Here is a 22520-nt window from a genome sequence, read left to right on the forward strand (position 1 = left end):
GCCGGCCCGGCTCAGTGCGCGCACAGTACCGCCGCCATCTCCCTCGCCGCCCCCTGCAACGTCGGCACCGCCTGCAGCAGCGCCTCAAGCGAAGCCCGTGCCGTCGGCGCATGACAGGCAATCGCAGCCACCACCCGGCCTGAACCCTCCCCATCCGGCTCCCGCACCGGCACGGCCACCGCGCACATGCCGCGCACGAATTCCTCATGGTCCACACCGATGCCGCGCGCGCCCAGCCGGTCCAGTTCGGCATTGAGGACAGGCACATCGGACAGCGTGCGCGGCGTGTGCGGGGCCAGGTCCAGGCGCCTGAGCATCTGCTGGCGTTCCAGCCGGTTCATCGCCGACAGGAACAGCTTGCCGCTGGCGGTACAGTGCAGCGGCACGTGGATGCCGGGCGACAGCTGCAGGCGCAGTGGCTCGTGCGTCTCGACGCGCTCTACGTAGAGGACCCGGTCGCCGTCTAGCGCGGTGAGGTTGCAGGTCTCGCCCAGGCTCGCCACCAGCCTGGCCAGGATGGCGCGGCACTCGCGCAGCATCGGCGGGCTCCTGAGGGTCTGCAGTGACAGGGCCGCGGCGCCCGGGCCGGGCACGTAGCCGCGCTCGGCGGGCATGCGGACCACGAAGCCGGTGCGCTCCATGGCGGCCAGCAGGCGCATCAGTGTCGCCTTGGGCACATGCAGCCGCTGCGAAAGCTGGGAAAGCGTCTGCGGATGCTGCGCCCTGGCCAGGCTGGACAGCACCATCAGCACGCGCAGGCTGCGTGCATCGTCCTCCACCGCGCCGTCTTCTGCTGCAGTGCGATTCTGAAACGGGAATTGCACGTTCTGTTTCACAACCGACGTCTCCTCGCGATTGAGCTTTCCATTCCGGCCTGGAAAAATAAAATCCGGAACAGAACGTTTCAGATTATAGATCGAAGCCGGGTGGCTACGTGCCTGCCGGCCAGAAAAGGAGACAGCGACGATGTCGCAAACCGTTGACTACATCGTGGTAGGCGCCGGCTCGGCCGGGTGTGTGCTGGCCAACCGGCTCAGCGAAGACGGCCGGTATTCCGTCTGCCTGCTGGAGGCCGGCCCGCCCGACCGCTACCCGTGGATCCATATCCCGATCGGCTATGGCAAGACCATGTTCCACAAGCAAGTGAACTGGGGCTTCTATACGGATCCCGATCCCAACATGCTCAATCGCCGCATCTACTGGCCGCGCGGCCGCACGCTGGGCGGCAGCAGCGCCATCAACGGCCTGATCTACGTACGCGGCCAGCGCGAGGACTATGACCACTGGGAGACGCTGGGCAATCCGGGCTGGGGCTGGGACAACTGCCTGCCCTACTTCCGCAAGCTCGAGAACAACGACCTTGGCGCCGGCCCCACGCGCGGCACCGACGGCCCGCTGAACGCGACCTCGATCGACCGGCAGCATCCGCTGGTCGATGCCTTCATCGGCGCCGGCCAGGCCCTTGGCCTGCCGCGCCAGACCGACTTCAACGGTGGCGACCAGGAGGGCGTGGGCTATTACCAGCTCACCACCCGCAACGGCTGGCGTTGCTCCACCGCGGTGGCCTACCTGCGTCCAGTGCGCGGGCGCACGAACCTGCGCGTCGAGACCGATGCCCACACCACCGGGATCCTGTTCGAAGGCAAGCGTGCAGTGGGCGTGCGCTACACCCAGCATGGCCAGCGCTACATCCTGCGGGCGCGGCGCGAGGTAATCCTGTGCGCCGGCGCGCTGCAATCGCCGCAGTTGCTGCAGCTGTCGGGCATCGGCCCGGCGCCGTTGATGCAGGACCTGGGCGTACCGGTGGTGCATGCCCTGCCGGGCGTGGGCGAGAACCTGCAGGACCATCTGCAGGTGCGGCTGATCTACGAGGTGGCAAAGCCGATCACCACCAACGACCAGCTGCGCTCGCTGACGGGCAAGGCGCGCATGGGCCTGGAATGGCTGCTGATGCGCAAGGGGCCGCTGGCGATCGGCATCAACCAGGGCGCGATGTTCTGCCGCGCATTGCCGCAGGAAAGCGCCACGCCGGACACGCAGTTCCATTTCTCGACCCTGTCCGCCGACATGGCGGGCGGCATGGTGCATCCCTTCTCCGGCTGCACCTATTCGGTATGCCAGCTGCGGCCCGAGTCGCGCGGCACGGTGCGGATCCGCTCGACCGACCCTTATGAGCCGCCGTCGATGCAGCCCAACTACCTGTCGGCCGAGCTGGACCGGCGCTGTACCGTGGCAGCGGTGCGCTACGCCCGGCGCGTGGCGCAGACCGAACCGATGCGCGGCCTGATGAAACGCGAGTTCCGGCCGGGCGACGAGGTGCGCAGCGACGAAGAGATCCTGCATTTCTGCCGCGAGTACGGCGCCACCATCTTTCATCCGTCCGGCACCGCGAAAATGGGTCCCGCCGCCGATCCGCTGGCCGTGGTCGATGCACGCCTGCGCGTGCATGGCGTGGGCGGGCTGCGCGTGGTGGACTGCTCGGTGATGCCCACGCTGGTCTCGGGCAACACCAACGTACCAGTGGTGATGATGGCCGAGCGCGCGGCCGACTTCATCCGCGAAGACGCTAGGCGGGAAATGCATCCCGTCGACGTTGCGACCCCGATGGCAGCAGCCGCCTGAGCGGGTTGCGCCAATCCTGATTGCGAACAACCAAGGCCAGGCATCCATAACAAGGCCAAACCCTGCAGTGCATCCGGCGTCCATAACCATCCTTCCAGAGGACGCCGCCCATCACCAGAGGAGACAAGCATGACAAGCCCCAACGAACAGGCGATCCGCAAGGTCGCGCTGGCGTCCGTGATCGGCGCCACCATCGAGTGGTATGACTTCTTCCTGTACGGCGTGGTCGCCGGCCTGGTCTTCAACAAGCTGTACTTCCCCGGCAATGACCCGCTGGTGGCCACCATCCTGGCCTACACCACCTTTGCGGTGGGCTTTGTCACGCGGCCGCTGGGCGGCGTGATCTTCGGGCACTTTGGCGACAAGGTCGGCCGCAAGAGCATGCTGGTGATCACGCTGATGATCATGGGCGTGTCCACCTTCCTGATCGGACTGGTGCCGACCTACGACAGCATCGGCATCCTGGCGCCGATCCTGTTGCTTCTGCTGCGCGTGCTGCAGGGCATCGGCCTGGGCGGCGAATGGGGCGGCGCGGTGCTGATGGCCTATGAGTACGCGCCGCCGGGCAAACGGGGCTTCTATGCGTCGCTGCCGCAGATCGGGCTGGCGATCGGACTGTGCCTGGCATCCGGCGTGGTGGCGCTGCTGTCGCTGACCCTGACCGATGCGCAGTTCCTGGCCTGGGGCTGGCGCGTGGCCTTCCTGATCTCAGCGGGGATGGTGTTCGTGGGCATGTATATCCGCCTCAACGTCAAGGAGACGCCTGAATTCGCCGTGATCAAGCAGCGCAATGCCGAGACCCAGATTCCCTTTGTCGACATGATGCGGCGCTACCCCGGCAATATCCTCAAGGGCATGGGCGCGCGCTATATCGACGGAGTCTTCTTCAACATCTTCGGCGTGTTCTCGATCACCTACCTGACTCAGACCATCCATATCAGCCGGACTGAAGCGCTGGTCGGCGTGATGGCGGCGGCCATTGCGATGTGCTTCTTCATTCCGTTCTTCGGCCACCTGTCCGACCGCATCGGCCGCACCCGCGTGTATTTCTGGGGCTCGCTGATCACGGCCTTGTCCGCGTTCCCGGCGTTCTGGCTGATGCTGAACAGCGGCGGCAACACCATGCTGCTGTGGCTGTCCATCGTGGTGCCGTTCGGCATCCTCTACGCCGCGGTCTACGGCCCGGAAGCGGCGCTGTTCTGCGAGCTGTTCGATGCCAGGGTGCGATATACCGGCATTTCGTTCGTCTACCAGTTCTCGGGGATCTTCGCGTCCGGCATCACGCCCATCATCGCCACGGCACTGCTCAGGTCGGGCGGCGGCAAGCCCTGGCAGATCTGCGCCTACGTGGCCTTCGCGGGGGTGGTGTCGGCGTTGTCGGTGGCGCTGATCGGGCGGGGCGAAGGCTCCCAGGCGCCGCGCGAAAACGGCATGCCGCTGCGCGGTCCGGCACGCTAGGCGTGGAGCGGGCCGCCGCCCGCCGGCAATGTCTTAGAATGGCGCAACGCCAATGACAGGGACATTGCATGCAAACTCCGGACGGCACCGGTGCGGCCGCCGCCCCGCTCCTGCCCAGGGTCGTGCGCCAGCGGCTGCACGACACCGTGGTCGACCACCTGCGCAACTTTATCGTCGAGGGGGTGCTGCCGCCGGGCATGAAGCTCAATGAGCGCGAGCTGTGTGAAACGCTGGGCATCTCGCGCACGCCGCTGCGCGAGGCGCTGAAGGTGCTGGCCGCCGAGGGGCTGATCGAGATCTCGCCCAACCGCGGCGCGAGCGTGTCACGGATGAGCGAGGCCGAGGCCTGGGAAGCCTTCGAGCTGATGAGCGGCCTGGAGGCCTTTGCCGGGGAGCTGGCGTGCGAGCGCATCACGCCGCCGGAGCTGGCCGAGATCAAGGCGCTGCACTACGCCATGCTTGCCTGCCGCGCGCAGAACGACCTGCCCGGCTATTACGCCCGCAACCAGGAAATCCATGACCGCATTGCCGACGCCGCGCGCAACCAGACGCTACAGCAGACCTACCTGACGCTCAACCGGCGGCTCAAGGCGATGCGTTTCCGCTCCAACCACCAGCCCGGCAAATGGGACCGCGCCGTGCACGACCACGAGGAGATGATCCGCGCGCTGGAAGCCCGCGACGGCAAGCGGCTGTCGGCCATCCTGCGCCAGCACTTGCTGGAGAAGCGCGCCGCGCTGATGCAGATCCATCCCGACCCGATCGCCGGCGCGCCGGCGCTGCCGAACGCCTGAGGCCTCGACCCTGAGCTGTCAGGCGGCCGCCCCCGCATCGGGGCGATCCAGGTACCCGCCGACGATACGGACCAGCAGCGGCAGCTTGCCGGTAAAGAAGTGGTCCGCCCCCGGCACCACCACCACGGGCAGCCCCTGCGGGCGCGCCCAGTCGAACAGCGCGCCGAGTTCCGCGCGCTCGTCACGCTCGCCATGGACCACCAGGCAATCGGCGGGCACGGCCGGCGTGTCATAGCTGCGATGCGCCTTGACGGTGCCGTAAGGCGTGCCGGCAAGCACCAGGTGCCGGATCGGCACGGACTGCGCCGCCAGCGTGGCGGCGACATGGGCCATCACGAACGCACCAAAGGAAAAGCCTGCCAGTGCCAGCGGCAGGCCGGGATGGGCCTCGCGCAGATGGGCGATGACGGCGAGCATGTCCTGCGCCTCGCCGCTGCCCTGGTCATGCTCGCCCGCGGACCCCTCGACCCCGCGGAAATTCGGCCGCACCGTCAGGAAGCCGCGTGCCACCAGCGCCTTGGCCAGCTGGTGCGGCACCTTGTGCGTGGCCGAGCCGCCCAGCAGCGGATGCGGATGCGCCACCACGGCGATGCCTCGCGGCGCGCCGGCGGGACGGTCGACCAACATTTCAATCTGCCCGGCCTCGCCGCCGAGCTGCGCCTTTTCCGTGCCTGACGGAACAGTCATGCCTTCTCCTGGTGATGACAATGGGCCGCCTGCGGCCCGAAAACCGTGATGGTAATGCCATTCCCGCAGGCCGCGCCGGCTGGCGCCCGGCCCTGCACCGCGCGCCGCGCGCGCGTATCCGTATCAAAATGTCAGCCAGTGCACCATCCGGCACCCCTCGGAGCTGGGTGGCGCATCCGCTTTCGTATAATTCTGCGAACCGCGGCAAGGCCGTTTACCGTTTTCCCCTGGGCCCCGCCGCCATCGGTCAGCACGTCCCGTGTCACGCGCACCGGCCTGCCAGGCAGCCCGCCGCGCTTCGTGCCCTGACCAGACTTCGCCGAAGGGAGCGCCAGCGAGCGGTCATCCCTTCCCGTGTTCATTGCCGGTGTTCCGGCCGTTCCCGCGTCCCATCGCCGCCGCATCCGACGCATGCCAGCGCGATGCTTTGCCGATGCCGGAGCCGCCGCAAGCCGTCACCATCCGACGAGATTCCGCCATGAGCAAAGTTTCACGGCTCGCACTGGGCCTTGCGTTCGCTGCGCTATGCCACCTGATGCCGGCCACGCTGCCCGCCGCCCTGGCCGCCCCGGCATCCGAAGCGGCTCCAGAGGCCGGCGCCCAGCAGGCGCCCGCCATCACCCACGGCGAGGCCACCGCCGAACTCAAGCGCTTGCAGACCGAGCAGGACCGCATCAAGCAGCAGGCCTCCGACCCGGATGGCAACACCAGGCTGCATGAACTCGAAGAAGCGCTGCAAAAGCTCAGTGCCGACGTCGCCAAGCTGTCTTCGGCCCTGACGCCGCAGCGTGCGCAGCTGCAGGCGCAGCTGGACGTGCTGGGTCCGCCACCGGCGGACGGCACCACCAAGGAAGCGCCTGCGGTCGTCAGGCAGCGCGCCGAACTGAATGCGCGCCGTGCACAGCTTGACGCACAACTCAAGCAGGCGGGCGAGAGCAAGGCGAACATCGCAAACCTGAGCGACCAGCTGGCGCGGCTGCAGCGCAGCCAGATCAAGGACCAGCTCGCGCTGCGCTCCGAGAGCATCCTGAATCCGCAGTTCTGGAAGCCGCTGGCCAGCCCGACGCAGGAAGACCAGGCGCGCCTGGCCACCTTTACCGACCAGGTGGTGCCAATGGCGCAACTGGCCTGGCAGCCGTCACAGCGCGCCGCCACCATCGCCTTGCTGCTGCTGGCCCTGGCCGTATGGACCCTGGGCCGGCGCCTGGCCGAACGGGCACTGGCGTGGTTCTGCCTGAACAAGCTGCCGGCGACGCGTTTGCGCCGCAGCGCCCTGGCGCTGGCCACCACGATGGCCACCGTGTGCACCACCGGGCTGGCGGTACAGCTGGTCTACAACGCCTTCACGCGCAACTACGAACTGCCGCCGGACCTGACGGAGTTGTACGGCCAGCTGCTCAAGCTGACGCTGACCAGCGCGCTGATCGCGGGCCTGGGGCGCGCGCTGCTGTGCACGCGCCATCCCTCCTGGCGCCTGCCGGCGCTGGCCGATCCGGTCGCGCTGGCGATGAAGCCGTTCCCCGCCGTGCTGGCCGGCCTGCTGCTGCTGGCCGGCACGCTCGAGCAACTGAACCGCATTGCCGATACCAGCGTGCAGGTCACGCTGCTGTGGCGCGGGCTGGTGTCGCTGGTGGTGGTGCTGACCATCGGCGCCGCGCTGCTGCGCGCCAACCGCGTGCGCAACGTGCTGGCCGCCGCGGGCGAGCGGCCCGAGGCGCGCGCCACCCTGGCGGGCATGATCCACGCCGGCGTGTCGGTCATCGTGCTGGTGTCGGTGGTGGCGCTGCTGGCCGGCTATATCAGCTTTGCGCGCTTCCTGACCTACGAGCTGGTCTGGTTCGACATCGTGCTGTGCAGCCTGTACTTGCTGACCCAGGTTACGCGCGACGTCTGCGAAAGCCTGCTCTCGACCAACTACGCCAGCGGGCGCGTCATCAAGCAGCTGTTCGGCGTGGACGATTCGCACCTGGAGCAGGCGTCCACCATCCTGTCAGGCATCGGCGCCAGCGTGCTGCTGCTGGTGGCGGTGCTGGCGCTGCTGACAGGCGGCTTCGGCACCACACCCGCGGACCTGCTCAACAGCCTGGTAATGGTGCTGGGCGGCGAGAAGCTGCACAGCCTCAACATCATGCCCGACCGCATCCTGAATGCGCTGATCGCTCTCGGAGTCGGCATCTGGCTGCTGCGCTCGGTGCGGCGCTGGCTCGATGGGGAACTGCTGCCCAAGGTCTGCAAGGAGCCGGGCCTGCGCGCCTCGCTGATCACGCTGTACAGCAATGTCGGCTATGTGTTGCTGGTGCTGCTGGTGCTGTCGCTGCTGGGCGTGCGCTGGGACAACCTGGCGTGGATCGTCAGCGCGCTGTCGGTGGGCATCGGCTTCGGCCTGCAGGAGATCGTGAAGAACTTCGTCTCCGGCCTGATCCTGCTGACCGAGCGGCCGGTCAAGGTGGGCGACATGGTCAGCATTGCCGGCGTGGAGGGCGATATCCGCCGCATCAACGTGCGCGCCACCGAGATCCAGCTGGGCGACCGCTCCACCGTGATCGTGCCCAACTCGCAGCTGATCTCGCAGAACCTGCGCAACGTGACCATGAGCAACAGCACCCAGGGGGTGGCGTCGCTGCAACTCACCTTCCCCCTGAATACCGACCCCGAACAGCTGCGCGACCTGCTGCTGGATGTCTACCGCGAGAACGAGACCATCCTCGACGTGCCGGCTCCCTCAGTCATGTTCAGCCAGCTGGCGCCCAACGGCATCACGCTGTCGGTGACGGGCTATGTCGGCAGCCCCCGCATCGCCGCCAACACGCGCAGCGACCTGTTGTTCGAGATCCTCAAGCGCCTGCGCGCCGCCGACATCTCGCTGTCGGTGCCGCAATCGCTGCGGCTGGAAAACATGCCGCCATTCGGGCAGGAGCCAGAGCGCGCGCTGGCCGCCGGCTGACCAGCACCGGCATTAAAGCAGCCGTTACAACCCTAACAAGTCGCCGGCCGCGCCGAAACACATTGAGGGGCACTTTGCGTCCATCATGAATGCACACAAGCTGCATCAGAAGGAGTCCGATATGCGCCCCTCCACCCGAATCGTTTCAGCGGTTGCCCTGAGCGTGGCGCTGGTGGCAGCCGGCCCGGCGTCGGCGCGCGACCGCTACCACCACGGCGGCGGCTCGAATGCCGGAGCGATGCTGGCTGTCGGCGCCCTGGTCGGCCTGGCCTTTGGCGCGGCCCTGGCTTCGGCGCCAGTCATGGCGGCACCGCCCCCTGTCACCTACGCCCCGGCGCCGGTGACCTACGCGCCGGCTCCCGTCTCATACGCACCGCCGGCAGCGCCGCCAGGCTATTGCTACCGCGACTACGACCGTGCCTACGTGCCTTGCGGTCCGCAGCCGCCGGGGTATTACGAACAGCAGCAGCCGTATTACGGTTATTGAATAAGGCGGCTGTGCAAAAAAGAAACGCCCCATGCCAAGCATGGGGCGTTTGTCTTGAAGATACCGGCAAGCATGCGCCGCACAGACTACCGATTGGGTGCTCCCTCTCCCGCTTGCGGGAGAGGGCTGGGGTGAGGGCGGGCCTGTCGACGAAGTGATGCCTGTCGGTATGCCAGTGCCTATCCTCACCCCCTGCCCCTCTCCCGCAAGCGGGAGAGGGGAGCAAACCAGCGGGACGCGAGACGATGTCGCCTTACACCGGCACATCCCTGGTCGGATCCGGCCTGCGATCATCAAACCAGCGATACAGCGTAGGCACCATCACCAGCGTCAGCAGCGTCGACGTAATCAACCCGCCGATCACCACCACCGCCAGCGGACGCTGCACCTCCGAGCCCGGCCCCGTCGAGAACAGGAACGGCACCAGGCCCAGCATCGCAATGGTCGCGGTCATCATCACCGGGCGGAAACGCTGAGTCGCGCCCTGCACCACCGCCTCATCGACCGACAAACCCGAGTCGCGCAGCGTGCGGATATACGACACCAGCACCACCCCGTTCAGCACCGCCATGCCCCACAGCGCGATAAAGCCTACCGAGGCCGGCACCGACAGGTATTCGCCAGTAACGAACAACCCGATGATGCCGCCGATGGAGGCAAACGGCAGCACCGTGATGATCAGCGTGGCAAAGCGCAGCGAGTTGAACAGCAGGAACAGCAGGAAGAAGATCGCGGCAATGGTCACCGGCACGATGATCTTCAGGTGGCCCATGGCGCGTTCCATGTTCTGGAACTGACCGCCCCACTCCAGGTAGTAGCCTTCGGGCAGCTTCACCTTGGCGCCGGTGGCCTGCTGCAGCTCGGCCACGAAGCCGCCGAGGTCACGGTCCTTCACGTTGATCATCACCACCACGCGGCGCTTGGCCATTTCGCGGCTGATCTGGGCCGGGCCGTCGTTGACCTCGATCCTGGCCACGCTCTGCAGCGGCACCTGGGTGCCGTTGGGCGTGGACACCAGCAGCTGCCGGATGGCCTGCTCGTTGTTGCGGAACTCCTCCGGCAGGCGCACCGCCGCGGCAAAGCGGCGCTCGCCTTCGAAGATGTCCGTGGCGCGCTTGCCGCCGATGGCGATCTCGATCACGTCATGGATGTCGGACACGTTCAGCCCGTATCGCGCAATCGCCTGGCGGTCGATCTCGATCGACAGGTACTGCTGCCCCGACACGCGCTCGATGCGAATGTCCTGCGAGCCCTGGATGCCGCCGGCCACGCGGGCGATCTCGCCCGCCAGCTCGCGCAGCTTGTCCAGGTCGTCGCCGAACACCTTCACCGCCACGTCCGAACGCACGCCGCTGACCATTTCGTCGACGCGGTCCGAGATCGGCTGCGCCATCACGATCTGCACGCCGGGAATGGCCTTGAGCTTGTCGCGGATGGCGTTGGCGATATCGTCCTGGGTCCAGCCGTCGGGCCACTCGTCGCGGTCCTTCAGGCTGGCGATCGGGGTCGACTCGTTCTGGCCCTGCGGGTCGGCCGGGCTTTCGCCGCGGCCCACGCCGGACACTACCGACTTCACGCCCGGCACGCTCAGCACCAGCTTGTTGGCTTCCTTCTCCAGCTTGATCGACTCTTCCAGCGAGATATTGGGCACGCGGTCGATCGCCGGCACGATCGAGCCTTCCTTCATTTCCGGAATGAACGAGGTGCCCAGCAGCGGCACGATCGCCAGCGTGGCGACGAAAGCTGCCACCGCGCAGAGCACCGTCTTGCGGCTGTTGCCCAGCGCCCAGTGCAGCAGGCGCAGGTAGTGGCGCTTCATGAAGGCGATCACATGCGTGTCGTGCTCCGCGCCGCCCTTGAGCAGGTACGACGACAGCACCGGCGACAGCGTCAGCGACAGGAACAGCGAGATCGCCAATGCGATCGAGATGGTGAACGCCAGCGGCGCAAACATCTTGCCTTCCATCCCCGACAGCGTCATCAGCGGCAGGAACACCAGGATGATGATGCCCACGCCCACGATCACCGGCGTGGCCACTTCCTGCACGGCCTTGACCAGGATCTCGGTCTTGGTGAGGCCCGGCTCCTTGTGGCCGAGCCGCTCGAACGCGTTCTCGACCACCACCACCGAGCCGTCGACCATCAGGCCGATGGCAATGGCCAGCCCCCCCAGCGACATCAGGTTGGCCGACAGGCCCACCTCGTTCATCACCATGAAGGTCAGCAAGGGCGTCAATACCAGCGTGGCCAGCACGATCAGCGACGAACGCACGTCGCCCAGGAACAGGAACAGCACGATCACCACCAGCACCACGCCTTCCAGCAGCACCTTGGTCACGGTCCACAGTGCGGAGTCGACCAGTTCGCTGCGATCGTAGTACGGCACGATCTGCAGCTTGCCCGGCAGCATGCCGCGCTCGTTGATCTCGGCCACGCGTGCCTTCACGCGGCTGACCACCTCCTTGGCATTGCCGCCGCGCATCATCATGACGATGCCGCCGACCGCCTCGGTCTGCCCGTTCTTGACCAGCGCGCCCTGCCGCACCTCATGCCCGATGGTGACGTTGGCCACGTCGCGCAGGTACACCGGCGTGCCGTTGATCTCCTTGAGCACGATGCTGCCCAGGTCATCCACGCCGCGGGCCAGGCCCACGCCGCGGATCAGGTACTGCTCGGCATAGTGCGGCAGCACGCCGCCGCCGGAGTTGGCGTTGTTGCGCGCCAGCGCCTCATAGACCTGCTGGGTCGAGATCTGGTAGTGGCGCATGCGTTCCGGGTTGACCAGCGCCTGATATTGGCGCACGTAGCCGCCCTGCGAGTTGATCTCGGCCACGCCCGGAATCGAGCGCAGCAGCGGGCGCACCACCCAGTCCTGGGCGATGCGGCGCTCGGCCAGCTCTTCCTGCGTCAGTTCGCGGTTGCCGTCGTCGGCACGGTCCAGCGTGTACTGGTAGACCTCGCCCAGGCCGGTGGAAACCGGGCCCAGGACCGGCGACACGCCTTCCGGCATGCGCCCGCCCACTTCGATCAGGCGCTCCATCACCAGCTGGCGGGCAAAGTACACGTCGGTGGCATCGGTAAACACCAGCGTGATCAGCGACAGGCCCGCCTTGTTCAGCGAGCGCATCTCTTCCAGTCCGGGCAGGCCGGTCATGGCCATTTCCACCGGCACGGTGACAAAACGCTCGACTTCCTCGGGTGAGCGGCCCGCGGCTTCGGTGGCGATCTGCACCTGCACGTTGGTGACATCGGGGAAAGCATCCACCGACAGCTTGGTGGCAGCGCGCAGGCCGAAGAAGAACAGCACCACGGCAATCACGCACACCACCAGCCGCTGCTTGATGGCGGCTTCGACTAGGGATTTCATCATGGCCGATTACCCTTGCTCGAGGCGCTTGCGCTCGTTGTCGAGATGGAAGGCGCCATCGACCACGATGCGGTCGCCGGCCTTCACACCGTTCTGCACCACGCGCATGCCGTCGCTCTCGGCGCCCAGCTTGACCTTGGTGAGACGGTACTTGTTGCCCGGCATCTCGACATAGACCAGCTCGTCATTGCCATCGCGCACCACCGAGGCGGCCGGGATCACCAGCTGGTCGACCGGCTTGCCGGCGATCAGCATGCTGGCCAGCATGGCAGGCTTGAGGCGGCCTTCGCGGTTCTCCAGCTCGGTACGGACCAGCACCGTGCGCGACTGCGGGTTGACCGTGCGGCCGACGTAGATCAGCTTGCCGGTAATGTTCTTGCTGCCCGCACCGTTGCCAAGCGAAGGCACCTCGATGTCAACGCTCTGCCCTTCGGCCACCTGGGCGGCCTGCTGCTCTGGCACTTCGGCCACCACCCATACGCGCGACAGGTCTGCCACGGTATAGAGCGCATCGGCCGGCTGCACCACCTGTCCTTGCGCCACGTTGCGCTCGACCACGGTGCCGCTGATGCTGGAAAACACCGGCGAATGCGAATTGATGCTGCCGCTCCTGGCCAGATCGGCGATCGATGCCTGCGACATGCCCAGCACGCGTAGCTGGTCGCGATAGGCGCGCATCTCGGCCGAGGCAATCGCCAGTTCGCTCTCGCGGCGCTGCAGCTCGCCGCGGCCGATCACGTCGGCGGCAAACAGCTGGCGCGCACGCTCGGCGTTGCGGCCCTGCAGCTCGGTCTGGGCCTCGCTCTTCAGGAAGGCCATCTGCGCCGCGCCCAGCTCGCTGCTGTGCAGGCGCGCCAGCACCTGGCCGGCCTTCACTTCCTGGCCCAGGGTGGCATAGAGGTCGGTCACGCGGCCGGTCACGCTGGCGCCGATGCGCGCCACGCGCTGCTCGTCGAAGTCGACACGGCCGGCCACGCGCAGCATCTCGCTGAACGGGGAGGTGGCCACCGGCGCCACCTTCAGCCCCTTCTGCAGGTTGCCCTCGGGCTGGATCACGCCCGGCGGCAACTTGGGCGCTTCGGCAACGGGTTCAGGTTTGTCGGAGCAGGCCGCCAGGCTGAACGTCAGGACGGCAGCGGCCGTCAGCGAAAGCAGGAAATTGAGACGCATGGTTATTTCTGTTCGATGGTGGAGGTCGGCTGCAGGCCCGGCGCTGCGGTAGCGCCCGGGGCGGTCGACATAAGCTTTTCGATCTGGATGGCGGCCACCTGCACGTCGTACTGGGCGGCAATCAGCTCATTGCGCGCGCCGCGCAGCACGCGCTGGGCATCGAGGTAGTCCAGGATGCCGCGCTCGCCGAAGCGGTAGGCGGATTCGGCCACGCCCAGCGCCGACTCGGCCTCGCGCACGATGCCAGACTCAAGCGCCGTCACCTGGGCCTGGTTGATCTCGTACTGGCGGTAGGCGGCCTCCAGCTCCTGCGTCAGCTCGAACTCACGCGCTTCCAGGGCGCTGCGCGCCTGCGTGGCCTGCGCCGTGGCTTCGCCCACCGGGCCGCTGCGGCGGTCCCACAGCGGGATGGTCAGGACCAGGCCGATCTGCGAGACGTTGTTGTCAGGCTGGCGGTCGGTGCTGGCGCGCACCGCCACCTCGGGCCAGCGCAGCGACTTCTGGTAGTTCACGCCCAGCTGTGCGCGCTCCAGCTCCATGCGGCGCTGGACCAGTTCGGCATTGCTGGCGGTCATGGTGTCGCGCAGCACCGGCAGCGGCGGCACGTCGGGCGACTGGCCCAGGGAGCCGGCCAGCGAATACTGGCCCGGCATGGCACCGCCCACCTGCTGGCGCAGCGCGGCCTTGGCCTGGTTGACGCGCAACTCGGCGGTCTGCTGGTTCTTCTGCGAAGCCAGCAGTTCGGTCTCGGCCTTGATCAGTTCATAGCGCGGCGCCTCGCCCACCTCCACGCGCAGCCGCGCCCGCGAATGGATCTGGCGCATCATCGCCAGGTCTTCCTCGGCGGCATGCAGCTCGCTCTCGCGGCGCAGCACGTCGTAGTAGGAGGTCTTCACGCGGGCGGCCAGGTCGGCCCGGAAGCCTTGCCGCATGGCCTGCGACGACTCCAGCCCGCGGGTGGCCATGGCCTCGCGCAGGCTGCGCTGGTGCGGGTAGTCCAGCTTCTGCACCACGGCGTAGCTGGGCGCATTGCCGCTGGTCACGCCCGGCTGCTTGCCGGACAAGCGGCCGTACATCACCTCCACCTGCGGGTTGGGATAGGCACGCGCGCTGCTGATGGCGGCGCTGGCGGCATCGACACCGGCCTCGGCGGCGGCCACGCCCTTGTTGGTGGACTGGGCCAGGTCGAGCAGTTGGGGCAGCGAGTAGGCGGGCCCCGCCTGGGCGCCGGCCGATACGGCGGATGCGGGCTTGGGCACCGCCGTGGCCGCCAGGATGGCGGAGCCCGGCATGGGTGCGGCAGCAGGTTTGGTCAGGAGTGCGGGGGCGGCAGGCGCGGCACCGGCCGCGTCCGTTGGCTTCGGGGACACCCCGCCTTGCGCGCCGGCATGGGCCGGGGCAGCGGCGAGCGCGATCAGCGAAAGCGACGCGATCAGGGTCAGCTTGGTTGTTGTCATGAGTCGGGAAAGCAAGCAATACGGCTGCCTGTCGCCATGCTGCCGCTCGCCCCGGGGCGAGCGGTCACTTGGACGCAATCACGGCAGGACGCACAACGGCAGCGGCTTGCCCGCGCGGTCAGGCAGCAGGCAGGCTGGCGATATCAGACAAGGGGGCGCGGCCCACGGCACGGCGGCTGCATGCGGCAGCGCGTGCGGTGCGGGCGCAGGAAACGCTCAGGCGCGGGAAATGGGTGGCCGGAAGAAGGCCGAAGGCGGCGGCTCGGCGCGGCCAGGCGGATGCTGGGCGACGTCGCCAGAAGGCAGCAGCAGCTTCACTGGCGGCAAGGCAATCAGGGCACTGGATTCCTCGATCTCGTCGAGCAGGTCGAGGGGATCGAGCAGGTCCGCCGACCAGATATTGCAATACCCGGGGGGTGGGTCGTCGCAGATATCGTCGTCATGCAAGCCGTCGTCGCCGGGCACGATGATCCGGCCCAGGTCGTCGACAGGCTGCACCGCCGCCAGGTCCACCAGGTCAACGCTGGCCTGCGCCTGCAACGCCGCGCGCGCGTCCGCCACTGCTCCGAAGGAGAGCAGCGACAAGCACATGGCAGTCAGCAGGAGGAACAACAGTCGCATTGGATCGGGGGCATGACGGCATCGCTGCCGGGGCCCGCTGTCGGGGCTGGCCGGTGGGATGCTGCAGGACAGCATTGTAACGTAACGATTACGATTGACAGGGAATCGTTACGTTCGTTCCCTTGCTGCAGAGAGATCGGCGCCTGCAAGGGCTTTCAGACTCCTCTAATTTCTGCCCAATTCGCTCCCCCAACTACGCTCTGGTCACTGCTTCCAAACCCTGTAAGCCGGTCTGAGCATCCATCTGTTAGTGGTTTTGTAATACAAAAATGAGAGACAAATGAGCGCTATACTTCCGTATTACCCAAGTACGGAGCCATTCATGCAAGGAACGACATTGTCCTTCCGCGCCGGCGAAGAACTGGCCGACCAGACTCGCGCGCTGGCCAAGGCATCGGGAAAAAAAACTTCCGACTACATCCGCGATGCCGTGCGCGAGAAAAACGAGCGGGAAATGGCCTCCCGTATCGCCATGCTTTCCCGCAAGCTCTCGGCAAAGCACCTTGCCGCCAGTGAAGACATGGACGGATCGGGCGGAGACGGGCTTGACTGAGCTGAAGCGCGGGCAGATCTGGGAGGTCGACCTCAATCCACAGACCCATCGGGAAGAGCCGGCCAAGCGCAACCGGCCGGCGCTGGTCATCCAGACGGATTTGCTCAACGACGCCGGCCACCTGACCACGATCATCGTGCCGGGCACATCGCAAATCGAGCGCGAGGATTGCTTTCCGTTGCGGGTCGCGCTGGGCAAGCTGCCTGGCCTGGCCCATGAGACGGACCTGTTGATCGACCAGGTCCGCGCGGTGTCCAATCGCCGGTTCATGGGCGGCCGGCCGGTAGCCACGCTGGCGCCCAATCACCTGCGCAAGGTGGAAGAGGCCATGCGTCTGCTGCTCCGCCTTTAGGCCTTCCGGTCTCGCCCGTCGCCAGCCTCGCTGCATGATATGCAGCGTCAGTGAATATCATGCAGCGGCCCTACACCACCCTGAACCCATGCGTCCCGTCGCGCTCCAGTTGCGCGATCAGGCCGAACTCCCAGTCCAGGTAGCCCTGCATCGCCTCGCGCGGGTTGTCGGTGCCCTCATACGGCCGGCGGTAGCGGTCGGTGCGTTCCGAAGCCAGGCGCGTTTCCCCGCTTTCCAGCGGCAGTCCCGCGGCGATCCATGCCTGGGTGCCGCCTTCCAGCACGAACACTTCCGCATGGGTCTGGCGCCGCAGGTCGGCAGCGGCAAAGCGCGCCAGCAGGCTCGAACCGCAGGTGAACACGTAGCGCCTGGGCTGCGGGATGCGTGGCAGCGCGTCGGCCAGTTGCGCGCGAATGACGAAGTACGCGCCGGGAATATGGCGCTTGACGTAGTTGGCGCTGGTGGTGAAGTCGAGAACAGCGGTGCTGCCATCGCCTGCGTCAAGCCACGTCGCCAGTTCGGCTGCAGTGACGGTCGATACCGGCGCTGACGCCGGCACCGGTGCGCTGACCGCGCCGGTTTCGCTGCGCTCTGCCGCCGCCACCGGTTCCACCACCCAGATGTCCCAACCCATCTGCGCCAGCCATGAGCCGGTCATGCTGGCGCGCACGTCGTCATCATCCGCCAGCACAATGCGCGCACCGCGCACCGGAGCGGAATGGTCGGTCTCCTGCACCAACTGGCCGCCCGGCGCGTTGACAAAGCCCGGCAGGTGGCCGTCGCCAAATTCCTCCGGCGTGCGCACATCGAAGCGGTACACGGTGCGGCCGGGCTGCTGCAGCGTTTCGATCTGGGCCAGCGCAATGCGGCGCACGCCGGCCCGGTCGGCGATCTCGCGCGCGCCGCGGCGGGCGCTGTCGCGGTTGGCGTCGCTGACCGCGGCGGGGGCGCGGCGGCTGGCACCGTGGTCCAGTTGCTGGCCGGCCAGGGTCCAGCCGATGGTGCCGTTGCGCAGCGCCGCCACCTGGTTGGGAATGCCCGCGTTGACCAGCGACTGCGTGCCGATAATGCTGCGGGTGCGCCCGGCGCAGTTGACGATCACGCGCGTGTGCGGGTCAGGCGCCAGCTCGCGCACGCGCAGCACCAGTTCCGCGCCCGGCACGCTGGTCGCGGTGGGAATGCTCATGGTCTGGTACTCGTCGAAGCGGCGCGCATCGACGATCACCACATCGGCCTTGGTGTCGATCAATGCCTGCACTTCCTCGGCGGCCAGCGACGGCGTGTGGCGCCTGGCTTCCACGACTTCGCCGAACGACTTGCTCGGCACGTTGACGTCGCGGAACACCTCGCCGCCGTCGTCGATCCAGGCGCGCAGTCCGCCTTCCAGCAGGTGCACGCGCGTATAGCCCAGCTCGCGCAATACGGCCGCGGCGCGCGGCGCCAGGTCAGTGCCGGCATGTTCGCCGTAGACGACGATCAGCGTGTCGCGGCGCGGGATGCGCGCCCACGCCTCGATCTCAAGCCTGGACAGCGGGAAATTGGCCGCCCACAGCGGGTGTTCCTGCGCGAAGGGATCTTCCTCGCGCACGTCGATCAAGGCGATCTCGTCGCGGCTAAGCAGCGCCTTGCGCACCGCGTCGCGCGAGTACGTCGGAAAGGCCGGTGCGGCTTGCGTAGCAGTAATCGTGGTCATGACTGGGCGACTTCGCGGGAACGGTCCCACAGGTTGGGCAGGGTCCGGTTGGAATAGCCGGAGACAAAGGGCTTGCGCGTGCCGTCCTCGGCATAGACCGAACGGCGCACCGCACCGATATTGGCGCCGTACACATGGATGCTGACCGAGACGCGGTCGTCATGCACGTTGTTGACAAGGTGGATATCGCCGACCGTGGGCGACACGGCCTCGACCTGCCCGGGCAGCAAGCGCACGGCGTCGCCATGCGGTACAGGCCGGCCGCCGGCGTCGAGCGCGAACGGCTGCGAGTCTTCCGCGCCGCGCAGCATGCCGATCAGGCCCCAAACGGTGTGGTCGTGGATGGGCGTGCGCTGGCCCGGCCCCCAGACAAAGCTGACGACCGAGAAGCGTTCGGCGGAATCGCAATGCAGCAGGTGCTGCTGGTAGTACTCGGGATGCGACTGGGCCCAGGCTTCGGGCAGCCAGTCGTCGCGCGCGACCAGCTTTGCCAGCAGCGCCCCGCCTTCGCGCAGGATGCGGGGCTCGTCCGGGTGCTGGTCCAGCAGCTCGGCCAGGCCGGTGATGAAGTCGCGCAGCGGCGCGAGCCTGTCGGGGGTGGGGGTGCTGCCCATGGGAATGACTCCGAAGTGTCTCGTTCTGGTTTGCCGGCGCGCCGGGCGCCTGCGGCGCGGCCCTCTTTGGGGCGGTGCTGCTGCAAACATAGCACGGCCAGGCAGGCCCGCGCTTACAGGCCAAGCTGCGCACGCCCGGCGGCGACCAGGATGGAATCGTTCTGCGGCGTATGGATGCGGCTGCATAGCACGTCGCGGTAGTGGCGCTCGAGCGGGTTGTTGCGGCTCAGGCCGTGGTTGCCCGAGAGCTGAAGCGCCAGCTCCACCGCGTGGATCGCATTGCCGGTCACGGTGTACTTGAGCAGCCCGCTGTCGGCCGGCGTGGGCGCCTCGCCCGCGTCGGTGCGCGTCGCGGCATCGTCCAGCAACACCTGATTGGCCCGCAGCAACGCGGCGATCTCGCCGATGGCTTCCTGCACGCGCGGCAGCGTGGCCAGCGGCGCGCCCAGGCTGCCGGGCGCGCGCTCGCGAACGATTTCGCCGATCCATGCGGCGGCAGTGCGTGCCACCGCGTCATAGAGGCTGCCCAGCAGCACGATCATCCAGGCCTGCTGGTCGGCGTTGGCGTCGATGTCGGCCTGGCTGGCACCGGCCGGCGTCCATGCTGACGGCGGGCGGATATCGACCGCGTGGTCAGGCGGGATCCAGACGTTGTCGAGCACGGTCTCATGGCTGCCTGAAGCGCGCAGGCCAAGGTGGTTCCAGTTTTCGACGATGCGCACGCCCGCGATGCCGGCCGCCGGTCCGGGCACCAGGAACACGCCCACGCGCGGCTGCGGCTCGTCGGTACGCGCCCAGACCGCCAGCCAGCGCAGCGCCGGGATGCCGGTGCTGTACAGCTTGCGCCCGCTGATGCGCCAACCGTCGGCCACGCGCGTGGCCACCGTGGCCGGCTGGCCGCCGCGTGCCGGCGATCCCAGTTCCGGTTCCACCCGCAACGCGTTGATCAGCGCACCGTCCTGCACCGTGCTGGCAAAGACCTGGTCGCGCACGGTCTGCGGCCAGTGCGAATCGGCGCGGGCGATCGCGCGGTGCTGCAGGTAGGTCATGGTCAGCACCAGCGCGGTTGCGGCGTCGCCGCCCGCCACCGCGGCCACGATGCGGCGCGCCTGCGCCAGGCCCGCCCCGCCGCCGCCCTGCGCGTGCGGCACCACCTGCGCAACCAGGCCATTGGCATGCAGCTGCGCAAAGTTGTCGTGCGGAAAGCTGGCAGCGGCATCGTGCGCGCCGGCACTGGCGGCAAAGCGCGCGGACAGTCCGGCCAGCACCTCGCCAAGGTGCGCTTCGCTGCTGGGCAGCCTGCGCAGGGTAGACGTTAATGACATGGAAAAAGACTCCGGGAAGGATGATGACGAGGCGCGCTGCCCGCACCGAATGCCGCCTAGCGTAGCGCCGGCACCGCATTACGAAAACGACGCTTATTGAATATGGACCGTCGTTTTTATTCGTTAGCGAGCGCGCGCGCCTGTCGTACTTTCTGCCTCAGTCCAACACCATCCGGGCGGTCACGCTGCCGCCCTCACCGAACACAGGAGAGCGCGCATGAGCGTCGATTTCATCGGCATGATCCAGAGCCAGAAGCAGTCCGAGATCCATCCGCCGTCAGGTCCGGTGATCGATCGCGACTATGTGCGCGCCTTTGCCCAGGCCCACGAGCAGGCCGGCTTTGACCGCATCCTGGTGCCGCACCATTCCACCGGGCCGTCGGCCACGCTGACCATCGCCTACGCAGCCAGCGTGACCGAGCGCATCCACTTCATGCTGGCGCACCGCCCCGGCTTTACCGCACCGACGTTGGCCGCGCGCCAGATCGCCACGCTCGACCAGTTCAGCGGCGGCCGCCTCGGGGTGCACTTCATCTCGGGCGGGTCGGACAGCGAGCAGCAGCGCGACGGCGACTTCCTCGACCATGATCAGCGCTATGCGCGCACCGACGAGTACCTGCATATCCTGCGCCGCATCTGGACCGAGCCCGCGCCGTTCGACCACGAAGGCCAGTTCTATCGCTTTACGCAGGGCTTCTCAGAGGTCAAGCCCGCGCAGCAGCCGCATGTGCCGATCTATTTCGGCGGCGCCTCCGAAGCCGCGCTGGCCGTCGCCGGCAAGCATGCCGACGTCTACGCACTGTGGGGCGAGTCGCTCGACCAGGTGCGCGAGCTGACCGGCCGCGTGCGTGCCGAAGCCGCGCAGCACGGCCGCACGGTGCGCTTCTCGGTGTCGTTCCGCCCGGTGCTGGCCGAAACCGAAGAAAAAGCCTGGGCCCGCGCCGACAGCATCCTGGAGCGCACCCGCGCCCTGCGCGTGCAGGCCGGCTACAGCCGCGGCGGCCCGCAGCAGAGCGAAGGCGCACGGCGCCTGCTCGCGGCGGCCGACAAAGGCGACCGGGTTGACCAGCGCCTGTGGACCGCGATCGCGCGCGAGACCGGCGGGCGCTCCAACTCCACCGGCCTGGTCGGCACGCCGGAGCAGGTGGCGCAGGCCCTGCTGGCGTACTACGAACTGGGCGTCACCACCTTCCTGATCCGCGGCTTCGATCCGCTGGAAGACGCCATCGACTATGGCCGCGAGCTGATCCCGCGCGTGCGCGAGCTGGTGGCGCAGCACGACGCCGCGCAGCAGGCGGAGCGCAAGGCCGCGTGACGGCCTCACCACAGAACACGACGAAGACGGGGAATTTCACCATGAGCCAGGACAACAACAATCACGCCGACCCGCGCCGGCGCAGCGTGCTGCGGCTGGCCGGCGCCGCGGCCATCGCCGCGCCGTCGCTGATCCTGGGCCGACAGGCCTGGTCGGCGCCGCGCAAGCTGACCTTCGCGTGGAACCAGAACTCCTTCTGCCTGACGCCGATCGTGGTGGCGCAGGAGAAGGGCTTCTTCGAGAAGAACGGCCTGCAGGTCGACCTGATCAACTACAGCGGCTCGACCGACCAGTTGCTGGAATCGATCGCCACCGGCAAGGCCGATGCCGCGGTCGGCATGATCCACCGCTGGCTCAAGCCGCTGGAAGCCGGCTTCGACGTCAAGATCATCGGCAGCTCGCACGGCGGCTGCGTGCGGCTGGTGGGATCGAAAGCGGCGGGGGTCACCAGCCTGCAGCAGCTGAAGGGAAAGACCGTCGGCGTCAGCGACCTGGCGGCACCGGGCAAGCACTTCTTCACCATCCTGCTGGCCAAGAACGGCATCGACCCGGACAAGGACATCACCTGGCGCCAGTACCCGGCCGACCTGCTGGGCGTGGCGGTGGACAAGGGCGAGATCCAGGCGATTGCCGACGGCGACCCCAACCTCTACCTGCTGGAAAAGCGCACCAACGGCGCCTACGTGGAACTGGCCACCAACCTCACCGGCGAGTACGCGCGCAAGGTCTGCTGCGTGGTCGGCGCCCGCGGCGAGCTGGTGCGCAACGACCGCCCTGCCGCCACGTCGCTGGCGCGCGCCATCGTGCAGGCCACCGACTACGTCAACGAGAACCCCAACGAGGCCGCCAGGGTCTTCGCCAAGTACTCGCCCAAGATCAACCCGGAAGACCTGCGCAAGCTCTACGCCACGCTCACCTATACCCACCACCCGACCGGCGTCGACCTGCGCGACGAGATCGCCTTCTACGCCGATGATTTCCGCCGCATCGGCGTGCTGAAGAAGACCACCGATGCCAAACGCCTGGCGCAGCACGTCTACGCCAATGTCCTGGGGTGATGC

General features: G+C 67.6%; 18 protein-coding genes. 9 read left to right on the forward strand and 9 right to left on the reverse strand.

Annotation, left to right across the window (positions count from 1 at the left end):
* Positions 1–11: 11 nt before the first annotated feature.
* Positions 12–836: an IclR family transcriptional regulator gene (locus CNE_RS26830; protein ID WP_013953436.1), complete on the reverse strand. Its 825-nt coding sequence runs from the start codon at positions 834–836 to the stop codon at positions 12–14.
* 130 nt (positions 837–966) lie between these two features.
* Between CNE_RS26830 and CNE_RS26835 the strand changes: the two genes are divergently transcribed.
* The 3 genes from CNE_RS26835 (at position 967) to CNE_RS26845 (ending at position 4874) form a co-directional block, all read left to right on the forward strand.
* Positions 967–2622: a GMC family oxidoreductase gene (locus tag CNE_RS26835; RefSeq protein WP_013953437.1), complete on the forward strand. Its 1656-nt coding sequence runs from the start codon at positions 967–969 to the stop codon at positions 2620–2622.
* A gap of 129 nt (positions 2623–2751) precedes the next feature.
* Positions 2752–4080: an MFS transporter gene (locus CNE_RS26840; protein ID WP_013953438.1), complete on the forward strand. Its 1329-nt coding sequence runs from the start codon at positions 2752–2754 to the stop codon at positions 4078–4080.
* A 68-nt stretch (positions 4081–4148) separates the two neighbouring features.
* Positions 4149–4874 (forward strand): GntR family transcriptional regulator, encoded by a 726-nt coding sequence (locus CNE_RS26845; protein WP_013953439.1) that lies wholly within the window; start codon positions 4149–4151, stop codon positions 4872–4874.
* A gap of 18 nt (positions 4875–4892) precedes the next feature.
* On the opposite strand, the gene CNE_RS26850 is transcribed toward CNE_RS26845, so the two are convergent.
* A complete protein-coding gene (locus tag CNE_RS26850; protein WP_013953440.1) occupies positions 4893–5561 on the reverse strand; it encodes an alpha/beta hydrolase in 669 nt (222 codons plus the stop codon).
* A gap of 478 nt (positions 5562–6039) precedes the next feature.
* Between CNE_RS26850 and CNE_RS26855 the strand changes: the two genes are divergently transcribed.
* Entirely contained in the window at positions 6040–8505 is a 2466-nt protein-coding gene (locus tag CNE_RS26855; protein ID WP_041228681.1) for a DUF3772 domain-containing protein, read from the forward strand.
* A 121-nt stretch (positions 8506–8626) separates the two neighbouring features.
* Positions 8627–8992, forward strand: coding sequence for a hypothetical protein (locus CNE_RS26860; protein ID WP_013953442.1), 366 nt, complete (start codon positions 8627–8629; stop codon positions 8990–8992).
* Between the two features lie 253 nt (positions 8993–9245).
* Here the strand turns inward: CNE_RS26860 and CNE_RS26865 are convergent, their stop codons facing one another.
* The 4 genes from CNE_RS26865 to CNE_RS26880 all read right to left on the reverse strand — a co-directional run bounded on the left by CNE_RS26865 (position 9246) and on the right by CNE_RS26880 (position 15607).
* Positions 9246–12362 (reverse strand): efflux RND transporter permease subunit, encoded by a 3117-nt coding sequence (locus CNE_RS26865; RefSeq protein WP_013953443.1) that lies wholly within the window; start codon positions 12360–12362, stop codon positions 9246–9248.
* Between the two features lie 6 nt (positions 12363–12368).
* A complete protein-coding gene (locus CNE_RS26870) occupies positions 12369–13529 on the reverse strand; it encodes an efflux RND transporter periplasmic adaptor subunit (RefSeq protein ID WP_013953444.1) in 1161 nt (386 codons plus the stop codon).
* Positions 13530–13531: 2 nt separating this feature from the next.
* Positions 13532–14986 carry a TolC family protein gene (locus CNE_RS26875; protein ID WP_013953445.1) on the reverse strand — a complete coding sequence of 485 codons (1455 nt, stop codon included), beginning with the start codon at positions 14984–14986 and terminating at the stop codon, positions 13532–13534.
* Between the two features lie 216 nt (positions 14987–15202).
* The gene (locus CNE_RS26880) at positions 15203–15607 is read right to left on the reverse strand and encodes a hypothetical protein (protein WP_041228682.1); all 405 of its coding nucleotides are present in this window, start codon (positions 15605–15607) and stop codon (positions 15203–15205) included.
* Between the two features lie 322 nt (positions 15608–15929).
* Here CNE_RS26880 and CNE_RS26885 point away from each other — a divergent pair, with 322 nt between their 5' ends.
* Positions 15930–16160 carry a hypothetical protein gene (locus CNE_RS26885; RefSeq protein WP_013953447.1) on the forward strand — a complete coding sequence of 77 codons (231 nt, stop codon included), beginning with the start codon at positions 15930–15932 and terminating at the stop codon, positions 16158–16160.
* The gene (locus CNE_RS26890) at positions 16153–16512 is read left to right on the forward strand and encodes a type II toxin-antitoxin system PemK/MazF family toxin (RefSeq protein WP_013953448.1); all 360 of its coding nucleotides are present in this window, start codon (positions 16153–16155) and stop codon (positions 16510–16512) included. The genes CNE_RS26885 and CNE_RS26890 overlap by 8 nt, the downstream gene beginning before the upstream one ends.
* Before the next feature lie 70 nt (positions 16513–16582).
* Here CNE_RS26890 and CNE_RS26895 read toward each other — a convergent pair whose 3' ends face one another.
* The 3 genes from CNE_RS26895 to CNE_RS26905 all read right to left on the reverse strand — a co-directional run bounded on the left by CNE_RS26895 (position 16583) and on the right by CNE_RS26905 (position 20144).
* Entirely contained in the window at positions 16583–18205 is a 1623-nt protein-coding gene (locus CNE_RS26895; protein WP_013953449.1) for a rhodanese-related sulfurtransferase, read from the reverse strand.
* Entirely contained in the window at positions 18202–18819 is a 618-nt protein-coding gene (locus tag CNE_RS26900) for a cysteine dioxygenase family protein (protein ID WP_013953450.1), read from the reverse strand. Before CNE_RS26900 ends, CNE_RS26895 begins: the two co-directional genes overlap by 4 nt.
* Before the next feature lie 113 nt (positions 18820–18932).
* Positions 18933–20144, reverse strand: coding sequence for an acyl-CoA dehydrogenase family protein (locus CNE_RS26905; protein ID WP_013953451.1), 1212 nt, complete (start codon positions 20142–20144; stop codon positions 18933–18935).
* Between the two features lie 217 nt (positions 20145–20361).
* On the opposite strand from CNE_RS26905, the gene CNE_RS26910 reads away from it, so the two are divergent.
* A complete protein-coding gene (locus CNE_RS26910; RefSeq protein ID WP_013953452.1) occupies positions 20362–21459 on the forward strand; it encodes an LLM class flavin-dependent oxidoreductase in 1098 nt (365 codons plus the stop codon).
* A gap of 41 nt (positions 21460–21500) precedes the next feature.
* Positions 21501–22517, forward strand: a complete 1017-nt coding sequence (locus CNE_RS26915; protein ID WP_013953453.1) for an ABC transporter substrate-binding protein — start codon at positions 21501–21503, stop codon at positions 22515–22517.
* The last annotated feature ends 3 nt before the right edge of the window (positions 22518–22520 follow it).

Origin of the sequence: Cupriavidus necator N-1 (assembly GCF_000219215.1) — a bacterium.
Classification (GTDB): domain Bacteria; phylum Pseudomonadota; class Gammaproteobacteria; order Burkholderiales; family Burkholderiaceae; genus Cupriavidus; species Cupriavidus necator.